Source organism: Chelativorans petroleitrophicus (genome assembly GCF_025398195.1).
GTDB lineage: Bacteria > Pseudomonadota > Alphaproteobacteria > Rhizobiales > Rhizobiaceae > Chelativorans > Chelativorans petroleitrophicus.
Map to the genome: position 1 here is coordinate 30,468 of NZ_JAODNV010000007.1, position 19,148 is coordinate 49,615.

At 63.5% G+C, this 19,148-nt stretch carries 13 protein-coding genes and 1 tRNA gene; 8 read left to right on the forward strand and 6 right to left on the reverse strand.

Annotated features, from left to right (window positions below):
- The first annotated feature begins 4 nt into the window (after positions 1-4).
- The gene (locus tag NYR54_RS06295) at positions 5-1,525 is read left to right on the forward strand and encodes a class I adenylate-forming enzyme family protein (RefSeq protein WP_261514762.1); all 1,521 of its coding nucleotides are present in this window, start codon (positions 5-7) and stop codon (positions 1,523-1,525) included.
- Positions 1,522-2,283 carry an SDR family NAD(P)-dependent oxidoreductase gene (locus NYR54_RS06300; RefSeq protein ID WP_261514763.1) on the forward strand — a complete coding sequence of 254 codons (762 nt, stop codon included), beginning with the start codon at positions 1,522-1,524 and terminating at the stop codon, positions 2,281-2,283. Before NYR54_RS06295 ends, NYR54_RS06300 begins: the two co-directional genes overlap by 4 nt.
- Before the next feature lie 3 nt (positions 2,284-2,286).
- On the opposite strand, the gene NYR54_RS06305 is transcribed toward NYR54_RS06300, so the two are convergent.
- From NYR54_RS06305 to NYR54_RS06315, 3 genes are read right to left on the reverse strand one after another with little or no spacing between them, the layout of a single operon-like run.
- Positions 2,287-2,745 carry a MaoC family dehydratase gene (locus tag NYR54_RS06305; RefSeq protein ID WP_261514764.1) on the reverse strand — a complete coding sequence of 153 codons (459 nt, stop codon included), beginning with the start codon at positions 2,743-2,745 and terminating at the stop codon, positions 2,287-2,289.
- Positions 2,746-2,785: 40 nt separating this feature from the next.
- Positions 2,786-3,448 carry a fumarate hydratase C-terminal domain-containing protein gene (locus tag NYR54_RS06310; RefSeq protein WP_261514765.1) on the reverse strand — a complete coding sequence of 221 codons (663 nt, stop codon included), beginning with the start codon at positions 3,446-3,448 and terminating at the stop codon, positions 2,786-2,788.
- On the reverse strand, positions 3,441-4,310 hold the full coding sequence (locus NYR54_RS06315) for a fumarate hydratase (RefSeq protein WP_261514766.1): 870 nt from the start codon (positions 4,308-4,310) through the stop codon (positions 3,441-3,443). The genes NYR54_RS06310 and NYR54_RS06315 overlap by 8 nt, the downstream gene beginning before the upstream one ends.
- 199 nt (positions 4,311-4,509) lie before the next feature.
- Between NYR54_RS06315 and NYR54_RS06320 the strand changes: the two genes are divergently transcribed.
- Positions 4,510-5,937: an aldehyde dehydrogenase family protein gene (locus NYR54_RS06320; RefSeq protein WP_261514767.1), complete on the forward strand. Its 1,428-nt coding sequence runs from the start codon at positions 4,510-4,512 to the stop codon at positions 5,935-5,937.
- A gap of 104 nt (positions 5,938-6,041) precedes the next feature.
- A complete protein-coding gene (locus NYR54_RS06325) occupies positions 6,042-7,190 on the forward strand; it encodes a TAXI family TRAP transporter solute-binding subunit (protein WP_261514768.1) in 1,149 nt (382 codons plus the stop codon).
- A 287-nt stretch (positions 7,191-7,477) separates the two neighbouring features.
- Here the strand turns inward: NYR54_RS06325 and NYR54_RS06330 are convergent.
- Together NYR54_RS06330 and NYR54_RS06335 are read right to left on the reverse strand one after the other, a co-directional pair.
- A tRNA-His gene (locus NYR54_RS06330) sits at positions 7,478-7,554 on the reverse strand.
- Positions 7,555-7,800: 246 nt separating this feature from the next.
- Positions 7,801-8,235: a phasin family protein gene (locus tag NYR54_RS06335; protein WP_261514769.1), complete on the reverse strand. Its 435-nt coding sequence runs from the start codon at positions 8,233-8,235 to the stop codon at positions 7,801-7,803.
- Between the two features lie 225 nt (positions 8,236-8,460).
- On the opposite strand from NYR54_RS06335, the gene NYR54_RS06340 reads away from it, so the two are divergent.
- From NYR54_RS06340 to NYR54_RS06350, 3 genes are all read left to right on the forward strand, one after another.
- The gene (locus NYR54_RS06340; RefSeq protein ID WP_261514770.1) at positions 8,461-11,913 is read left to right on the forward strand and encodes a PAS domain S-box protein; all 3,453 of its coding nucleotides are present in this window, start codon (positions 8,461-8,463) and stop codon (positions 11,911-11,913) included.
- A gap of 210 nt (positions 11,914-12,123) precedes the next feature.
- Positions 12,124-13,179, forward strand: coding sequence for a Fe(3+) ABC transporter substrate-binding protein (locus NYR54_RS06345; protein ID WP_261514771.1), 1,056 nt, complete (start codon positions 12,124-12,126; stop codon positions 13,177-13,179).
- A gap of 81 nt (positions 13,180-13,260) precedes the next feature.
- On the forward strand, positions 13,261-14,961 hold the full coding sequence (locus NYR54_RS06350; protein WP_261514772.1) for an ABC transporter permease: 1,701 nt from the start codon (positions 13,261-13,263) through the stop codon (positions 14,959-14,961).
- A gap of 223 nt (positions 14,962-15,184) precedes the next feature.
- Here the strand turns inward: NYR54_RS06350 and NYR54_RS06355 are convergent, their stop codons facing one another.
- A complete protein-coding gene (locus tag NYR54_RS06355; protein WP_261514773.1) occupies positions 15,185-17,143 on the reverse strand; it encodes an acetoacetate--CoA ligase in 1,959 nt (652 codons plus the stop codon).
- Between the two features lie 166 nt (positions 17,144-17,309).
- On the opposite strand from NYR54_RS06355, the gene NYR54_RS06360 reads away from it, so the two are divergent.
- Positions 17,310-19,139, forward strand: a complete 1,830-nt coding sequence (locus NYR54_RS06360) for an AsmA family protein (protein ID WP_261514774.1) — start codon at positions 17,310-17,312, stop codon at positions 19,137-19,139.
- Positions 19,140-19,148: the final 9 nt, after the last annotated feature.

Genomic DNA, 19,148 nt, shown 5'->3' on the forward strand with positions numbered 1-19,148 from the left:
GGAAATGGCATCTTCGGGGGCCGAGGAGGGTCGCCTCCTCGCCACGATCCTGGACCACGGGCTCGAGCGCCAGAGGGACGAGGCGCTGAGATGCGGCGAGACGAGCCTGAGCTGGGGCGAGCTGCGCCGGGCGGTGCTCGGTGCGGCGGGCGCAATCGCAGCGCGGACGGAAGGCGGCACGGGCCGCGTAGCACTCCTGGGTTCCGCCAGCGCCGAGTTGGTCGTCGCTTATCTTGCCACCATCGCCGCCGGCGCCTGTGCGGTGCCGCTGCCCGTTTCGGCGCATCCCGACGCGCTGGCCGGCATGTTCGCCGACTGCGAGCCTGACCTGCTCATTGCGCATGCAGGAGACCTCGACCGGATTGCGACGGCGCAATCCGTGCCCACCTTCGCCGTGGAACCCGGGCGCGGGCTGGCATTGGGTGATGTGGTCCGTCCCCTCGAGGCGGCGCGGGTCCCCTCGCCGGAAACGGACTTTAACATCATCTACAGCTCCGGCACGACCGGGCGGGCAAAGGGCATCGTCCATTCCCATGCCATGCGCTACCGGCAGGCCGCGCGCAGCCTCTTCGACCTCGGGCCGGCAAGCACGATGCTGCTTGCAACCCCACTTTATTCGAACACGACGCTGATGCCGCTTCTGGCCACGCTCTTCCATGGCGGCAGGGTGATCCTGATGCCGAAATTCGACGCGGAAGGCTATCTCGAACTGGCGGAGACGGAGCGGGCGACGCACACGATGCTCGTGCCGGTGCAGTACCAGCGCATCCTGGCAGCCGACCGCTTCAATTCCCATGACCTTTCCAGCTTTCAGGTGAAGCAGTGCACGGGCGCGCCACTGCCGGCAGCCACCAAGCGCGAAATCCTTAACCGCTGGCCCGGCCGCTTCCTGGAGGTCTATGGACTGACCGAAGGCGGCTGCACCTGCATTCTCGATCTGACGGCCCATCCCGACAAGGCGCATACGGTCGGTCGGCCGGCAACTGGCAATGAAATCCGGGTCATCGACGAGCAGGGCAGAACGCAGCCTCCGGGTGTGCGCGGCGAGATCGTCGGCCGTTCCGCCACGATGATGTCCGGCTATTTCCGGAACGAGGAGGCGAATGCCGCCTTCTACTGGCGCGATGCCGATGGTGTGCTCTTCCATCGCACGGGCGACATCGGCATGTTCGATGAGGACGGTTTCCTGGTTCTGCTCGATCGCAAGAAGGACCTGATCATTTCCGGTGGCTTCAACATCTACGCATCGGACCTCGAGGAGAAGCTTCTTGCGCATCCGGACGTGGCCGACGCCGCCGTGATCGCTATACCGAGCGAAAAATGGGGCGAGACGCCACTCGGCCTGGTGGTGCCCAAGCCCGGCAGGACAGTCGATACGGAAGAGCTGCTTTCCTGGGCGAATGCACAGCTTGGCAGAACGCAAAGACTCTCGGCCCTCGAATTGCGTGATGAACTGCCGCGCTCCAATGTCGGCAAGGTGCTGAAGCAGGAGCTTCGCAAACCCTATTGGGAGGGACACCGATGAGCAGTGCGGAGATCCCGTCGCTTCCCACGCCCGAAGTGGCGCTGGTGACCGGCGCAAGTAGCGGCATCGGCAGGGCAGCCGCCTTGAGGCTGGCCGCGCTGGGCGCGAAGGTCATCGTCGGCTATCACAGCCGCGGGGATGCCGCCGAGGAGGTGGTGCGTTCGCTCAAGGGCGAAGGTCACACCGCCATGCGGATCGCCATCGACGACACCGCTTCGGTGGAGGAAGCAGCCCACAGTGTCGAAGAGCGCTATGGAAAGCTCGACGTGCTGGTCAACTGCGGCGGAGCGACCACACCGGTTCCCGCTAACGACCTCGACGGGCTGACCGACGAGATCTTCGACCGCACGGTTACGGTCAATCTTCGCGGCCCCTTCGCCATGATCCGTGTCTTCCGGCCGCTGCTTGAGCGCGGAAGCAGCCCGGTAATCGTCAATATTTCCTCAATCGCCGCCCGCACCGGCGTCGGCAGCAGCCTCGCCTATTGCGCCGCCAAGAGCGGCCTGGATGCGCTGACCATCGGCCTTGCCAAGGTTCTCGCGCCGAAAATCCGGGTCTTTTCCGTTTCGCCGGCCGGCGTCGATACGGATTTCGTGCCCGGCAGAACGCGCGAGCAGCTCGAAAAGACCGCCGAAAGATTGCCCTTACGCCGGATCACGACGCCGGATGACGTGGCGCGGGCCGTGATCGCCTGCGTGGTGCATCTGACGAGTTCGACGGGCATCGTCGTGCCGGTAGACGAAGGCAGGCACCTATAGCTTCTACGAAGAGGACTGATGCTCGCGGGCAGGCACCTGCCCGATCGAGATCATAGTCATGACCTCCTCGCCATGCTGGTTCCTGACCGCCACCTTTGTACGGATGATACCGTATTTCGGGTTGCTGCGGGAACGCTGGGTGTCGACAATCTCCCGGATGACGTGCAGGCTGTCCCCCGGCCGCACCGGCTTGCGCCAGCGCAACTCGTCAATGCCCATGCCAACCACGGGCGTATCGCCGTATCCACCGCTCTGAATGAAAAGACGCATGGAGAGCGCGGCGATCTGCCAGCCGCTCGCAATGATCGAGCCGAAGCGGCTCTGAGCAGCTTTCTCCGGATCGGTATGGATCGGCTGCGGATCATTCTCACGTGCATAGCGGATGATCTCTTCCTCCGAGAGCACGACAGGCTCGCTGATCCATGTTTCGCCGATCTCGATATCCTCAAAATAGCGGGGCATTCCAGTCTCTCCGTGAATGCGCGTTTGAAAGGCTAGAGCCTCAACCGGCAGCGGGGCCGGAGGCGTTCGACGCCTGCTGCCGTCGCTCGTCGAGTTCCTTCAATATGTCGGGCAGTCTCTCCCGTGCCCGCCGCTGCAGGTTCGCATACATGCTGTTGCCGTGGGCGTCGATGGCGACGGTTGCCGGGCCGAGGCCCGAGAGACGAAAACGCGAAAGGCGGAACTGCTCGATCAGATCGTCCCAGCCGGTTTCCAACCGTTCGGCAGCGCCCTCGCTTAACAGGGGCGAAGCGCCGCCCGGCAGGGAAAAGTAGACGCAGCCCACCTCCCGCATGGCCTCCACACAGGCCGCACCCATGCCGCCCTTGCCCCCGACCGATGTGAGCCTAAGGCCTCGGATCAGCGCAGGCATATAGGCATCAAAGCGCGAGGAGGTGGTGGGATTGACGTAGTTCGGAATCCATCTGCCACCGTCCTGCCGGCAGGAGCTGCCCATGTGGAAGAAGGCGCTTTCCTCCAACGGAAGGGGCAGCTCCCCGCCATGCGCCAGGGCTTCTGCGATGCGTTGATGCACGGGAAGACCGGCGGTCATGCTCACCACGCCGTCAAGCAGCACCGTGTCGCCGAGCTTGAGGCTGCGCGCCTGCTCGGGCGTCAACGGCAGGGTGAGGCGCGGAAGGTCCGGCAGATGAGGCTCACTCAAGGCGTTCGACCCTGTTGTCGTGATGGATGCGCGCCGCAGTGCGCCGATTAATCCAGCAGTTGAAGCATACGGCCACCGGCACGAAGCCGTGCCCGTGCGAATAGTCGATATGCACCGCCAGCGCGGTCGTGTCGCCGCCGGTGCCCATTGGGCCGAAGCCCGTCTTGTTCACGGCATCGAGCAGCCGCTTCTCCATGTCCGCCACCATCGGCTCCGGGTGATGCGTGCCGATCTTCCTCAGCGTTGACAGCTTGGCAAGCTTGGCAGCATTGTCGAAAGAGCCGCCGATGCCCACGCCGATCACCACCGGAGGGCAATGCTGCGAGCCTGCCTCCAGCACGCATTCCATGATGTAGGCTTCAATCTCGGCGATGGTCGGATAGCTGAACACCTTGAGATCGGCCCAGCGTCCCGATCCCAGCGCTTTGGGCGAGCAGACGATGTCCATGTAGTCGGCGCCGTCGGCCACATCGAAAGAGACGATGGGCATGTCCTTGCCCATATAGCTGCGCTCGAGAGTCAGCGGGTGGGTGATGAATTTCAAGATCGGCGGCTCGATGGTTTCGACCAGATCGGCAAAGCCGTCCACGAAGGCCCGGCGGATGTCGCCCTCGAGCGTAAGCCGCGTTCCGATCTTCACGAAATAGGTCGGGAATCCTGCATCCGAACAGGCATGGCGGCCCTCCTGCTCGGCCTTACGTGCCGCCGCCTGCATAAAGTCCAGCGTGCGCTGCGAAGCCGGATGAGTCTCCCGCCGCCGCGCCTCGGCCAGTGCGGCCAGCGTATCGTCCGGCACCTTTTTCAGCGACCAGCCATAAAGGTCCCGCGCCACTTGCCTCACGATCTCATAGGAAATCGGCACGTGCGAGCACCTCCCTTGCCGTCGCATGAGCACGGAGGTGATACGCGCCTTCACGCAGCGGGAAAACCGTTCGCTATGGGCGTTCCGCTTCGCGGAATGCACCTACCTCGTTCATCTGGCGGAACGCCGCGTCGGCGCATTTGCATTCGATGACGCTGTCCGTAACTGATCCGATGAAAGTCGGATTGGAGGAGGGAGCATGCCGAACAATCTGAAATTCTATATAGACGGCGCCTGGGTCGAACCCGCCACGCCGAAAACGCTGGGCGTCATCAATCCTGCGACCGAGGAGGAATTTGCCACCATTAGCCTCGGCTCCGCTGCGGATGTGGATCGTGCGGTCACCGCCGCGCGCCGCGCCTTCGCCACCTATTCGGAAACGCCGGTTGCCGACCGCCTCGCGATCCTGGAGCGGATCATAAAGGGATTCCGCGCGCGCCTTCCAGAGCTTGCGCGTACGATGACGCTGGAGATGGGCGCGCCCATCACCTTCGCTACGGAGCGGCAGGCGACCGTCGCGCTCTTTCATTTCGAGGAGGCCGCGCGGGTTCTCGCAAACTACGCGTTCGAGCATCGGGATGGCGCCGGCATCATCCGCCACGAACCCATCGGCGTATGCGGTCTCATCACGCCCTGGAACTGGCCCTTGAACCAGGTCGCATCCAAGGTGGCGCCGGCGCTTGCGACCGGCTGTACCGTGGTGCTGAAGCCCAGCGAAATTGCACCGCTGAGCTCCATGATCCTGGCCGAGATCATCCACGAAGCCGGCGTGCCGCGCGGGGTCTTCAACCTCGTGAATGGAGACGGGCCCACCGTCGGCGAGGCGATCGCGGCCCATCCGGACATCGACATGGTTTCCTTCACAGGCTCCACCGCCGCCGGCATCCGCGTGGCCAAGCTCGCCGCCGACACCGTGAAGCGGGTCGCTCAGGAGCTTGGCGGAAAGTCGGCCAACATCATCCTGCCGGATGCCGATCTTCAGCGCTCCGTCATAGCGGGCGTTCATGCCTGCTACACCAATGGCGGGCAAAACTGCCAGTCGCCGACGCGGATGCTCATCCATGTCTCCCAGCGGGATGCTGCGATCGAGGCCGCGCGAGCGGCTGTCGAGACGATCCGGCTCGGCGATCCTCTCGATCCTGCAACTACGATGGGACCGCTGGTCAGCAAGGCGCAGTTCGACAAGGTGCAGGACCTGATCCAGTCCGGCATCGACGAAGGCGCAATGCTGGTCACGGGCGGCACGGGCCGCCCCGCCGAGGTGAACCGGGGGTATTACGTGCGGCCGACCGTCTTCGCCGACGTCAAGCCGGAGATGCGAATCGCACGCGAGGAGATCTTCGGGCCGGTCCTGTCGATCATGAACTACGAGACGGAGGAGGAAGCGATCGAGATCGCAAACGACACGCCCTTCGGTCTCGCCGGCTTCGTTCAGTCGAAAGACGCCGAACGCGCCCGCCGCGTGGCCAACCGGATCCGCGCCGGGCGCGTCTATCTCAACGGCGCGCCCTTCGACCGCAGGCTGCCCTTCGGCGGCTACAAGCAGTCTGGCAACGGGCGTGAGTTCGGTGTCTTCGGGTTCGAGGAGTATCTCGAGGTCAAGGCGATCCTCGGCTACCCCGCCTAATGAATATTCCGCGCAGCGGAACATTTGGACATCGTGGTTTGTCGGCACCGCCCCCCGGTAGTCCAATAGAAGCATAACGTAATGACATCAGGTGGAGGAGAATCATGTTGGAGAAAACCCGGCTCGGCGGCGTTGCGGCCGTTCTCATGGCAGGGCTTGTATCGGCTGGCGTTGCTGACGCGCAAGAGGTCAAGCTGCCGTCCACGCTGGCCATGACGTCCTACGACGTAGGCGCGGCCTCCTACAACCAGGCGGTGGCATTGGGCACGGCGCTCGGAAACGCCTATTCCATCTCGCTTCGGGTGCTGCCCGCGACATCGGACGTCGCGCGTCTGCTGCCCGTTCGGCAGGGCCGCGTCGATTTCGGCGTGGTGGGCTCCGAATCGTTCAACGCGGTCGAGGGAACCGAAGCCTTTGCAGCACCCGAAATCGGACCTCAGCCGTTGCGCATGCTGGTCGGCTCCAATTCGGACAATTGCTTCACGCTCGCCCTACGCGGGGACTCGGGCATCGAAACCATCGAAGACGTCAAAGGCAAGCGCGTCGGCTGGGTTGTCGGTGCGCCGGCGCTGCAGAGCAATGTTGCCGGTTTCCTCGCCTTCGGTGGCATGACCTGGGATGATGTCCAGAAGGTGGAAGTGGCAAGCTACGGTGCTTCGTGGGAGGCGTTCATCAACGGCCAGGTGGATGCGATCACCACCCTGACCACCGGCGCGCTGGCGGAACAGGCCGCGGCCTCGCCCGGGGGGCTGAAGTGGCTGCCTCTGCCCAAATCCAACACAGAAGGATGGAAGCGTCTCCAGGAAATTAAGCCGCAGTTCTCGCCGCGCGTCGGTACGCTGGGCCCAAACATGAGCAAGGAAAATCCGCTCGAATGCGCGGGCTTTCCCTTCCCGGTCCTTCTCACCTATCCCGACCGCGACGCGGACCTCGTTTACAACCTGACGAAGGCTGTGGCGGAGCAGTTCGACGCCTATGTGAAGATTGAGCCGGCGATGGTGGGCTGGAGCGTCGACCGGCAGGACTTCCAGTGGGTCGTGCCGTACCACGAAGGCGCAATCCGCTACTGGAAAGAACTGGGTCTGTGGACCGATGAGGCGCAGGCGCACAATGACGCGCTTGTCAAGCGACAGGAACTGCTGCAGGAGGTGTGGGAAAGCCTCGCCGACGCCCCCGAAGCCGAAAAGACGGAGCGCTGGCTGGAGGCCCGCCGCGCCGCGCTAGAGAAAGCAGGGCTGCCCGTCTACGAATGATCAGCCAAGGGCGGACCGACATGCGTCCGCCCCATCATTGACCGCGCTGCCTGAGGTATCCCGTTGCGGGCTGCCTCAGGCTCTTTTTATTGCCCGACGCGATACACTTTTTGCGACAGGTTTCGCCTACGGCCGCGGAATGCCGGCATTTAGCTCGCCTTATCCCTCAACCATTGATCTCGCTTCCCGATCAGGAGAAAGTGGTCGAATCCGCTCGCCCCGGAGAGCTTCATCCATCTCTCGGGAATGAAGTAAACTAGGTGTTCGGAATGGACCGGGAAAAAACCTGGTACGGTTGGGTGGATTCGAACCACCGACCTCAGGAGCCACAATCCTGCGCTCTAACCAACTGAGCTACAACCGCCCGTTCCGCCCGCGTCCTTACGAGCAAATGCCATCCTTTTCAAGTGCCATGAGCGGCTGGGCCGGAATTCGCCGCATCGGCGCGCTGATGGCGTGCGAACTGTCCTCCAGAAAAGGAAAAGACCGGGGGAGGACCCGGTCTTTTCTGTTGGGATCGGCGGGAGGAGGAGGGAGGAGCCGATCCCCGTTCTGACGAACGCGGCGCATATAGCCGTGTTCGCTGCGAATTGCAGCGCGACCGTTCGCCTCAGGCAGCAGCCTGCGTCGCCCCCTTGTCGAAGGCCTCGCGAACGGGCCTTGCCAGTTCCGCGATGACCTTCTGCGAAATCGCCTGGAACTCACGCGCCTGGTCCAGCGCCAGCTCGGTCTGCTTGCGCATATACGCGCCCTGGATTTCGATCACTTCAGAGAAGGTCCTGGCGTTCGCCAGCGCCTCGAATTGCGATATGTTCGCCTCGGCACCCGCGCGCATTGCAGCGATCGATTTGAGGATGAGTTCGTCGCCCGCCTCCTTGGCCACCTCAAGGGAGGCTTCGAAGGCCTCCGCGCCAGCCTTCATCCGCTCATAGGCTTCCTCGGTTTGCCTGGCGGTCCTTTCCGCGAAGAAACGAAGCTGTTCGGTCGTTTTCGAATGATCGAAGCCGGGAAACGCCTCCGAGGTCTTATTGCTCGTCTTGCTCATTGAGCTGTCCTTTCCTGCGCAATACCGCAGTGCTTCTAGTCTCAGCTCCCATATAGCAAGTCATTTTGTGCACTGCAATATAAATTTTGCAGTGCAATATAGGCTGGGCTTGTGAAGATTAACCACGTGCGAAAAATCCGCGCTCTGGGACTGCCGGAGTTTGTGGACGGCGCGCGAACGTGCTCTTATTAACAACCGGTTAATGGAACTTAGCATAGGTCGGGCATGGCGTCGGCATCCTATCCGTTCCTGGACATCGTTGTTCTCGACGAGGTGCGCGAACGTTTCGCCTCCGGCGAGGCGCTGGCGGTGCTTTCCTGCGGGCTGGATGAAATTCTCTGGGCGAACGGCGCCGGCGCCGCCTGGTTCGGCTATCCGGACGTAGAGGCGGCGATCGGGGCGAAACCCCGCCTGCCGGCCGCGGCCCTGAGGCAGATCGCCGCCGCACCCGGCTTTCCGGATATAGGGCGCGACCGGCCGATGGCGATGCGCATCACCAGCGGTGTGAAGAGCCGTATCGTATCGCTTACCGCAAGCGCCATCACGCTGCCGAGCGGAGAGCGGGCACTGCTCCTGGCCCTGCCCGCCCCGGAGAACGAAGCGGCGGAGCAGGCCCACCACATCGTATCGGGTTTCGACGGGCCGGGACATTTCGCGGCCCTCGTCGAGGCGGATGGCACGGTTGCTGCGGCGTCGGACGGTTTCGAAACGCTCGGCATCGCGGCAGGGACGCTGGAAGGGCTCGTGCGTGACGTGCGCGAGGAGGATGACCGGCTAGTAAAGAAGCTTATCGAAACGGCGGGCGGCCGCAAGCTCCCGGCCGGCATCGCGCGTCTCACCGACGCTCCGGCGCGCCATCTTCTGGTGGTGGTTGACGATAGCGGCGCCACCGCGTCGGTTGAGACAGAGCCCGGAAGGCCAACGCAGCAGGCTGTGACAGCTCCCGCAGCACAGCCGATGCAAGCCGTCACGCCGCCCGCGGCCGCCATGCCTCCTGCGAGGACAGGCGCTCCCGAAGGAGCAACGAAAGAGGCCACGCAAAGCGATGCAGCCTTACAGGAGAAGGCGCCGCCCTTCCCGCCTACCGTGCGCTTTTCCTGGCGCACGGATGCAGAGGGCCGGTTCTCCGCGCTCTCCGAAGAGTTTGCCGAGGCCATGGGCAAGCCTGCCGCCGACATCATCGGCCGCAGCTTCCGCGAGGTCTCCAACGCCTTCGGACTCGACCCCGACGGCGACATCGCGCGGCTTCTCGAACGGCGCGACACCTGGTCCGGCCGGACGGTCCTGTGGCCGCTTTCGGGCACGAATCTCAAGGTACCGGTCGACCTCGCCGCCCTACCCGTCTACGGCCGCGACCGCACCTTTGAAGGTTTTCGCGGCTTCGGCATTGCCCGGCTGGGCGAGGCGGAAGTGGACCCGGAAGCGGTCGGCAAGGTGCTGGTGACGCCGGAGCCGGAACCGGCCGAGGCACTCGGTCATCAGGAAGAGGCGGAACAGCAGGAACAGGAAGAAGCAGCGCCACAAAGTGATTCGGGCGAACAAGTCCCCACGCCGGAGAGTGATCCCTTCCAGGGTGAAAAACCCGCGATTCTGCTCTCCGAAACGGAGGAGCATCAGCGCAGCGTCAAGATCATCCGTCTCGACGAGCACCGCGAAAACGGCAGAAGCGGCCTGTCGTCGAGCGAGCGGTCCGCCTTTCGCGAGATTGGCGAACGGCTTCGTCAGGCGAACGAAGCCTTGGCGCGCGCCGAAAAGGAGGGCAAACGGCCAGCGCATGATGTTCCGGCAGCCGGCAATACCAACGAGCCGGTGACAACGCAGCCGCAGGAAGCTACTTCGGCAGCTGCGCCGGCCGGGGGCGAGCCTGAGCAAACAGCCCACGGCGCTGAGAAGAAAAGAGCAGAGGCGCGGGAGCCGCTGGCCCTTGAGTCCGGAAAGCAGGAGGCGCCTTCGGCGCCAGCGGGCGACCCTACTGAAACTGGCAGCGCCTCACCGAGTATTCCGCCACAAGCAAAAGGAGCCGCTGAGGAACAGCTGGCGGAAGACCTGGCCTCGGAGGCGAGCGTAGCCGATACCGCAGAGCCTGAGGCTGCTTCACCGGAAGGCGGAGAGCTTAGGAAGGAAATCCTCGCTCCTCGGATGGCACAGTCGGACGAAGCGGAGAAGCTAGCCTTCTCCCGACACCCCAATATCGTGCCTTCCGCCTTCTTCCTGCCGAAGCAGGATACCGGCGTGGAAACCGCTAGGGCTCTGCTGGCCTCCCTGCCGCTGCCTGTCCTCGTCCATTCGGGCGATCGGCTGCACTATGCCAACCGGGAGTTTCTCCGGCTCGTCGGCTATAAAGACCTGGCCGCTCTGGAAGCGGCGGGTGGCATCGGCGCGCTCTTCGAGGAGCCGTCGCAGCCCGGCGAGGCGCCGCATGGAAATGTCAGCCTCCGCACGGCCGAGGGCGAGCGCCTGCCGGTCGAGGCGTATCTGCAGTCGATCGCCTGGGAGGGCGGAAAGGCCTTGATGCTGGCGCTGCGCCCCGCTTCCGCGCCTGCCGAGCGGATCAGCGAGCTCGAGGCCCGTCTGACGGAAATGAACGCCATCCTCGACACGGCGACGGACGGCATCGTGGTGATCGCCCAAGATGGCACCATCCGCTCGATCAACCGGCCGGCCGAGGCGCTGTTCGGCTTCGATGCCGAGCACGTGACCGGAAGGCCCTTCACCTCGCTGTTTGCCATCGAGAGCCAGCGCACGGTGGAGGAATATCTTGCGGCGCTCTCCGATAATGGCGTGGCAAGCGTGCTGAACGACGGAAGGCAGGTGATCGGCCGTGAGGCACAGGGCCGCTTCATACCGCTTTTCATCACCATCGGCCGCCTGCCCGGCGGCAAGGGCCACTGCGCGGTGCTGCGCGACATCACCCACTGGAAACGCGCCGAGGAGGAACTCACCCAGGCCCGCGCGCAGGCCGAACGGGCCTCCTCGCAGAAAAGCGAGTTCCTCGCCCGGGTCAGCCATGAGATCCGCACACCGCTGAATGCTATCATCGGCTTCTCCGAACTCATGGTAGACGAGAAGTTCGGCCCCATCGGCAACGACCGCTATCGCGACTATCTGCGCGACATCAACCGTTCGGGCAATCACGTGCTCGAACTGGTGAACGACCTCCTGGACATTTCCAAGATCGAGGCCGGTCAACAGGAAATGTCCTACGAGGCCGTCTCGCTCAACGATACGCTGAGCCAGGTAGTCGCCATGATGCAACCGCAAGCCAACAGCGAGCGCGTCATCATCCGCTCCAGCCTCGCCTCGCGCCTGCCCGAGGTAGTGGCCGATTCCCGCAGCGTGCGCCAGATCGCCATCAACCTTCTGTCCAACGCGGTGCGCTATACGCCGGCCGGCGGGCAGGTGATCGTCTCCACGGCCTATGAGAAGGACGGCTCCGTCGCGCTTAGGGTGCGGGATACCGGCGTGGGGATGAGCTCGGCCGAAATCGACGAGGCGCTGAAGCCCTTCAGGCAGATCAACACCTTGCGCCGCAAGCGCGGCGACGGCACCGGGCTGGGCCTGCCGCTCACCCGCGCCATGGTGGAGGCCAACCGGGCGCAATTCTCGATTTCCTCCACGCCTGGCGAGGGCACTCTGGTGGAGGTCATCTTTCCGCCCACGCGCGTTCTGGCCGATTAGGGACGCATCTTACGGACCACCCCCTCCCTGCTGTATGGCTTGCAGACAAAAACTTGATAATCCTAGTTTAGAATTGTTCTAAAGTACTGATTTTTCTTGCAAATCCCTTGACCGGCCGATTCATTTCGCACAATAGGGGCTGTGGCGGACAGCCTCCGCCTGACTTCAACCTCCCCGGGACCTTGTCTCCCGACGGCCAGGAGAATGATAATGTTTGCAGGTAACTTTAGGCTCAAGGCAGGCCTGGCGGCCCTTTCCCTCACCGCCGCTGCTCTCGCGTTGCCTTCGGCGGCGCAGGCGGATGGCGTGGTAAACATCTATTCGCAGCGTCAGCCGTTCCTGATCGAGCCCCTTCTCGAAGCCTTCACTGAGAAGACCGGAATTCAGACCGAGGTGCTCCACCTGAACGAGGGGCTGCCGGAACGCATCGCCGCCGAGGGCCAGAACTCGCCCGCCGACGTCATCTTGACCGTTGATATCGGCCGTCTGGCGGCCGTGGTCGATGCCGGTGTCACCCAGCCGGTCGAAGACGAAGTCATCAACAACGCCATTCCCGCGCAGTATCGTGACCCCGAGGGCCACTGGTTCGGCCTGACGACGCGCGCTCGCGTGGTCTACGCCTCCAAGGACCGCGTGGAGCAGGACACCATCACCTATGAGGAACTGGCCGATCCCAAGTGGAAGGGCAAGATCTGCGTACGCAGCGGCCAGCATCAGTACAACATCGCGCTCTTCGCCTCGCTGATCGCCCATCACGGCGAAGAGGCGACGGAAGAGTGGATGAAGGGGCTGAAGGCCAATCTCGCGCGCAAGCCCGCCGGCGGAGACCGCGATCAGGCGCAGGCGATCGCTGCCGGCGAGTGCGACATCGCGCTCGGTAATACCTACTATGTCGGCCTTATGATGAACAATGAGGAGGAGCCGGAGCAGAAGGAGTGGGCCGCCGCCATCAAGGTGCTCTTCCCCAATTCCGAAGACCGCGGCACGCACGTCAACATCTCCGGCATGGCGTTGGCCAAACACGCTCCGAACAAGGAGAATGCGCTCAAGCTGATGCAATTCCTTGTGAGCCCTGAGGCGCAGGAAATCTATGCCGAGCGCAACTATGAATATCCCGTGCTGCCCGGCGCCGAGATCTCCGAGACCGTCAAGTCCTTCGGCGAACTCAAGCCGGACACGCTGCCGCTCTCCGAGATCGCCAAGAACAGCGACGCGGCTTCGGAGATGGTAGACCGGGTCGGCCTTGACGATGGCCCGGCAAGCTGACCGTTACGCAAGCTTGCTCATCACGCAAAACCGGGCCGGCACAGCCGGTCCGGTCTTCGCTTTCATGGGGGTGGGCAGGGCATGACGATCTTCGCCCTTCGGGAAACCGTCCCTTCACCGGCTGCCCCGGCCCTACGGACGCGCGCGCAGCGGCATCCGCTTGCAATGGCGGTGGCCGTACTTGTGGCGGGGCTTGTCCTGCTTCCCATCGCCGCCACCCTCGTTCTTGCCCTGTCGGGCACGGGTGCGGACTGGCCGCATCTGGCGCGCTACGTGCTGCCGCAGGCGGCAACGACGACCCTGGTTCTTCTGCTTCTGGTAGGCTGCGGCACCGCCTTTGTGGGTGTCGGCACCGCCTGGCTCGTCATCGCCTATGAATTTCCCCTACGGCGGGTGCTTGCCTGGGCGCTGGTTATGCCGCTTGCCGTGCCGCCCTATCTCGCCGCCTATGCACACGATGAGTTTTTCCATTATGTGGGGCCGGTGCAGACGCTGCTGCGGAGCATCTTCGGCTTTGAGCGGCCGAGCGACTACTGGTTCCCCGACATCAGGTCCACCACGGGCGCGGCGCTTGTCCTCACATCCGTCACGTTTCCTTACGTCTATCTCACGGCGCGTTTCATCTTCCTCATGCAGGGGCGCAACATCGCCGATGTCGCGCGCACGCTGGGGGCGGCCCCCGCGCGCGTCTTCTGGCGCGTGCTCCTGCCGGTCGCCCGCCCAGCCATCGTCGCCGGCGTAGCGCTGGTAATGATGGAGACGATCAACGATTTCGGCGCCGTGGAGCATCTGGGCGTGCGCACCATGACGCTGGCGATCTACTCCACCTGGCTCAACCGCGGCAGCCTGGAGGGCGCGGCACAGATCGCCGTGGTTATGCTGGTCCTCGTCCTGCTGCTCATAGCGGCCGAGCGGATCGCCCGCCGCAGGCAGCGTTTTCATGCCTCGCGCGGCACGCAGATGAACGCGCGGCCGCCCCGCATACATCTTTCGGGTTGGCGCGGGCTGCTCGCCACCGCCCTCGGGCTGACACCCATCCTGTTCGGCTTCGGCATTCCGCTCTTCATCTTCGGCCGCTATGCGCTCAATCGCCTTCACCAGGCGACGGAACCCGCGCTCTCCAAAGCGTTCCTCACGAGCCTCGGCACGGGGTTTGCGACAGCCGTGCTCACCGTGGGGATAGCCCTTCTCCTGATATACGCAGCGAGGCTTTCCCGCCGGCGCTCAATGGCGATCCTCGTGCGCTTTGCGGCCATCGGCTACGCGATGCCGGGCACCATCCTCGCGCTCGGGCTCCTGATCTCACTTGCCCGCTTCGACAACTTCATCGATGCGCTGGCGCGCGAATATGTCGGCTTCTCGACAGGTCTCATCTTGACGGGCTCGGCCACTGCCGTCGTTCTTGCCTGCACCATACGCTTTCTGGCGCTTGCCGAAGGCGCCATTCAGGCGGGGCTCGACAAGCTGCCGCCGCATCTCGATGAAGCCGCACGCAGCTTGGGGCGCTCGGCGCCGGTCAGCGCGGCCACCGTGCTCCTGCCTCTGTTGAAGCCCGCTGTCCTGACCGCCGGCATACTCGTCTTCGTGGACACGGTGAAGGAACTTTCCGCCACCATTCTTCTACGTCCCTTCGGCTTCAGAACGCTTGCCACCTATGTGCACGAGAACGCCGCCCGCGGCGCCGTGGAGGATGGCGCCATGGCCGCCCTCTTGATCATCGCCACGGCCACGGTGCCGGTCATTCTGTTGTCCGGATCACTGACGCGGGATCGCGACGCATAAGTTCAAAGCGGATAGAAGAACGGCGCCCTGAGGCGCCGCAAATCAGAATGGATGCTGTCAAAAAGGGGCTTGGCGAACGCGCCACGTTCAGTCTGCGAGGAATGTCCGTCAAGTTGCCCCCGACTATTCGTTCCAGTCCTTAATGCAATCTTACCATCGTCAATGGCTCCAAAACCGCTCGGCCCGGCCCTGACATCTCGGTAAATTTCCAGGCAAGGCTTTGTTAACACTTCAGCTCCGGCAAATCGCGGTAGAGCTCCAGCGCCTCGGGATTGGCAAGCGCCTCCTTGTTCTTCACCTCCCGCCCATGCACCACGTCGCGAACGGCAAGTTCGGTGATCTTGCCGGACTTGGTGCGGGGAATGTCCGCCACGGCGATGATCTTCGCCGGTACATGGCGGGGGCTCGCGCCGGTCCGGATCCGGTCGCGGATCTTCTTCTCCAGCGCCTCGTCAAGCTCCACCCCGTTCGCCAGCCGCACGAACAGGACCACACGCACATCGTCTTCCCAGTCCTGGCCGATACAGATTGCCTCGAGGATTTCCGGCATCTGCTCGACCTGATTGTAGATTTCCGCCGTGCCGATGCGCACGCCGCCAGGGTTCAGCGTTGCGTCCGAACGGCCATGGATGACGATACCGCCGTGGGCGGTCCATTCGGCAAAATCGCCGTGACACCAAACATTGTCGAAGCGGTCGAAATAGGCCGACCGGTATTTCTCACCCGAAGGATCATTCCAGAAGCCGATAGGCATAGAGGGAAACGCCTTCGTGCAGACCAACTCTCCCTTGCCACTTCTCAACGGGCGGCCGTTGTCGTCCCACACATCGACGGCCATGCCGAGGCCCGGCCCCTGAATTTCGCCCTTCCACACCGGCAGGATCGGGATGCCGAGCACGAAGCAGGATACGATGTCCGTGCCGCCGGAAATTGAGGCGAGATGCACATCCTGCTTGATGGAGCGGTAGACGAATTCGAAATTCTCCGGCGCGAGCGGCGAGCCTGTGGAGGCGATCGTCCGCACGCTCGACAGATCGTGGCTCTTCGCGGGTTCGAGACCTGCTTTGCGCACGGCGTCAATGAACTTCGCCGAGGTTCCGAAATGCGTCATCTGCTCCGCCTGCGCGAAGTCGAAGAGCACATTACCATCGGGATAGAAAGGCGAGCCGTCATAAAGTAGCAGCGTGGAGCCGGAAGCTAACCCCGAAACGAGCCAGTTCCACATCATCCAGCCGCAGGTGGTGAAGTAAAATACCCGGTCGCCCTCCCTGATGCCCGCATGGAGCCGGTGCTCCTTCAGGTGCTGAAGCAGCGTGCCTCCGGCGGAATGGACGATGCACTTCGGCACGCCCGTCGTGCCGGAGGAAAAGAGGATGTAAAGCGGATGGGCAAAGGGCAGGCGCTCGTAGGTCAACTCCGCCGACTGGTAAGGAGCTAACGCGTCGTCGAGTGCATCAGCGCGCTCCATGCGGGCGGCCGCATCCCGCGCCTCACCCAGATAATCCACGATGAACGCCCGTTTCACGCTGGGCAGAGCCTTGAGCACTTCGGCGGTCTTATCCGCGACCTCGAAGCGCTTGCCCCCATACCAGTAACCGTCCGGAGCAATAAAGATCACGGGCTCGATCTGCCCGAAACGGTCAAGCACCCCCTGCACGCCGAAGTCCGGCGAGCAGGAAGACCAGATCGCCCCTAGCGAGGCGGCGGCCAGCATGCCAGCCACCGTTTCGGGCATGTTCGGCATCATGGCGGCGACACGGTCGCCCGCTTTCACGCCATTCGCCTTGAAGAGCTGCTGCATCCGCGAGACGAGCGCGCGCAGTTCGTCCCAGCTCAGCCGGCGTTCCACCTTGTCTTCGCCGCGAAAGAGGATGGCATCCTCTTCGCCGGTCTTCCTCAGCAGGTTCTCGGCGAAATTAAGCCTCGCATCGGGAAAGAAGGAGGCTCCGGGCATCCTGTCGCCATTCTCTAAAGCCCGCTCGCCGCGCTCCCCGATGACGGAGCAGAAGTCCCATATGAGTGTCCAAAACGCTGCCCGATCCTCCACCGACCAGCGGTGAAGCGCGGGATAATCCTCGATCGGCCGGCCGGAAAGCCGCGCCGCCTCCCTCATGAACGCTGTCATCGGACTTGACCGAATCAGTTCAGCGCTTGGGGTCCACAGCGGCGCTTCTTTATGCATGGGGCTCCTCCTTCAATGGGCCGGCGCGGCCTCGTGTGGCCGGTATAGGGCAAAATGGCCCGAGATCACAACTTAACAGTGCCACAAAGGTTTGAAATTAAAGACATGTCGTTTAAACCCGCTGGGGCATGTCGGACCAATTTGCCGGTCCGAGGGGCGAGGATTGATGCCGGACTGGTTGGCGAGGAGAAGCGTCTGGATCGTCGGCGCAGCGGTAGTTCTGGTCATCCTTGTGATGGCCGGATTGCCTTTGATCGCCTCCACGCAGATCGTGCGCGACCGGATCGCCTTTCAGATGAGCGCCTGGTCCGGCTATCGGGTGAAGCTCAACAATTCGCCGGAAATCCATGTCTGGCCGACATTCCGCGCTGTGCTCAGCGACGTGACGCTGCTTGACTGGAACGAGGCCGAGCCCAAGACGGTGCTCGCCGCAGAGCGCGTGGAGATGGACCTGTCGGCGCTTGCCGCGCTGCGTGGTGACGTGGTTTTCACCAGGATGCGGCTTGTCCGCCCCGTGCTTCGCCTCACCGAGCGGAATGAGAAGCTCCGCCTTCCCGCCCCGCAGGACTGGGGCCGGCTCAACCGTTCGGTGGAAACGGCGCGGGATGCCGTTTCCAAGGCGCCCACCGATCCCGACACGAGCGGGCTGCCGGGCGACACCTTCGGCACGATCGAATTCGAACAGGGCCGCGTGATTGCCGATGACGGAAACCAGCAGACGAATATCGTTACGAGTCTGTCCGGCTCCCTCGAATGGCCTGCGCTCAATCGCCAGGTCGCTCTCCTGGCAAGCGGCATCTGGCATGGCGAGAGCGTATCGCTGACTGCGTCCAGTACACAGCCGCTCATTCTGCTAGGCGGCGGAAGAGCGCCGCTCACCTTCTCGCTTCAGGCAGCACCCGCGAACGTCTCCTTCACCGGCAGCGCCAGCCTTGCGGGAGACAATTTCATCGACGGTCAATTGAAAATCGCGGCCCCCTCGCTCGCCGGGCTGATCGATTGGACGCATGCCCTCTCGCTGCCCACTAACAGTGTCGGCCCGGTCGAACTGAGCGCGCGTATCGTCGGCGACGTACGGCGCCTCAAATTCGAGGACACCGTGCTCAACATCGCGGGCAGTTCCGGAAACGGCCTCATCGATGTGAGCTTCAGCGCCGGCGATCCGCTGGTGGCCGGCACGCTCGCCTTCGACACGCTCAACCTTCCCGCGCTGATCCAAGCGTTCAGTCCCATCTCCACCGGCCCAACAAATGCCGAGGGACTCTCCCAGTCCATCGGGGGCGGCGACTTTGATTTCGACCTTCGCTTCTCCGCCGCAAATGCCACCTTCGGCAATGCTACGTTGACCAATGTCGCGGCCGCCGCCAAGGTGAACGACGAGCTTGCCACCTTCGACATTTCGGATGCCACGGCTTTCGGAGGCACCATCCAGTTCGGCGTGCGCGCGGACCGCACGGAGGGACGGGAGACCGTCGAGCTGCGGATGGTCGGCGAGCGGATCGATCTGAGCCGGCTTGCCGCCGCTCTAGGCCGCGAGCGGCTCGTGCCGCAAGCGCCTTGCACATTTTCGCTCGCCCTGAAGGGCCCGGGCGCTGACCTCCAGTCGGTGCTCAGAAGCGGAAGCGGAACCGTTTCGGCAAGTCTCGGGCCCGGCACCATATCCGGATTGAACCTGGACGCATTTTTCGAACACAGTGCCGCTGGCGAATTCTTCCCTCTTTCGGCCATCGAGGAAGGTTCGCTGCCCATCGATGGGGCCGAGTTCAAGGCCAGCATAACCAAGGGTGTCGCGGGGCTCGAAACGGCCGTGGCGCGTTCCGGCGCTTATACCATTTCGCTCGATGGGCTTGTGCCCCTAGCCGGACGGGCGCTTGCGCTCTACGGCAGGATTTCCGAATCTGCCGAAGACGAGGCTTCCGAGGAAGCTCCGCTTTCCTTCTTCGTCGGCGGCTCTTGGAGCGCGCCCTTCATCGCGCCGCTGACCAATTACCGGTAACAAGCAGCA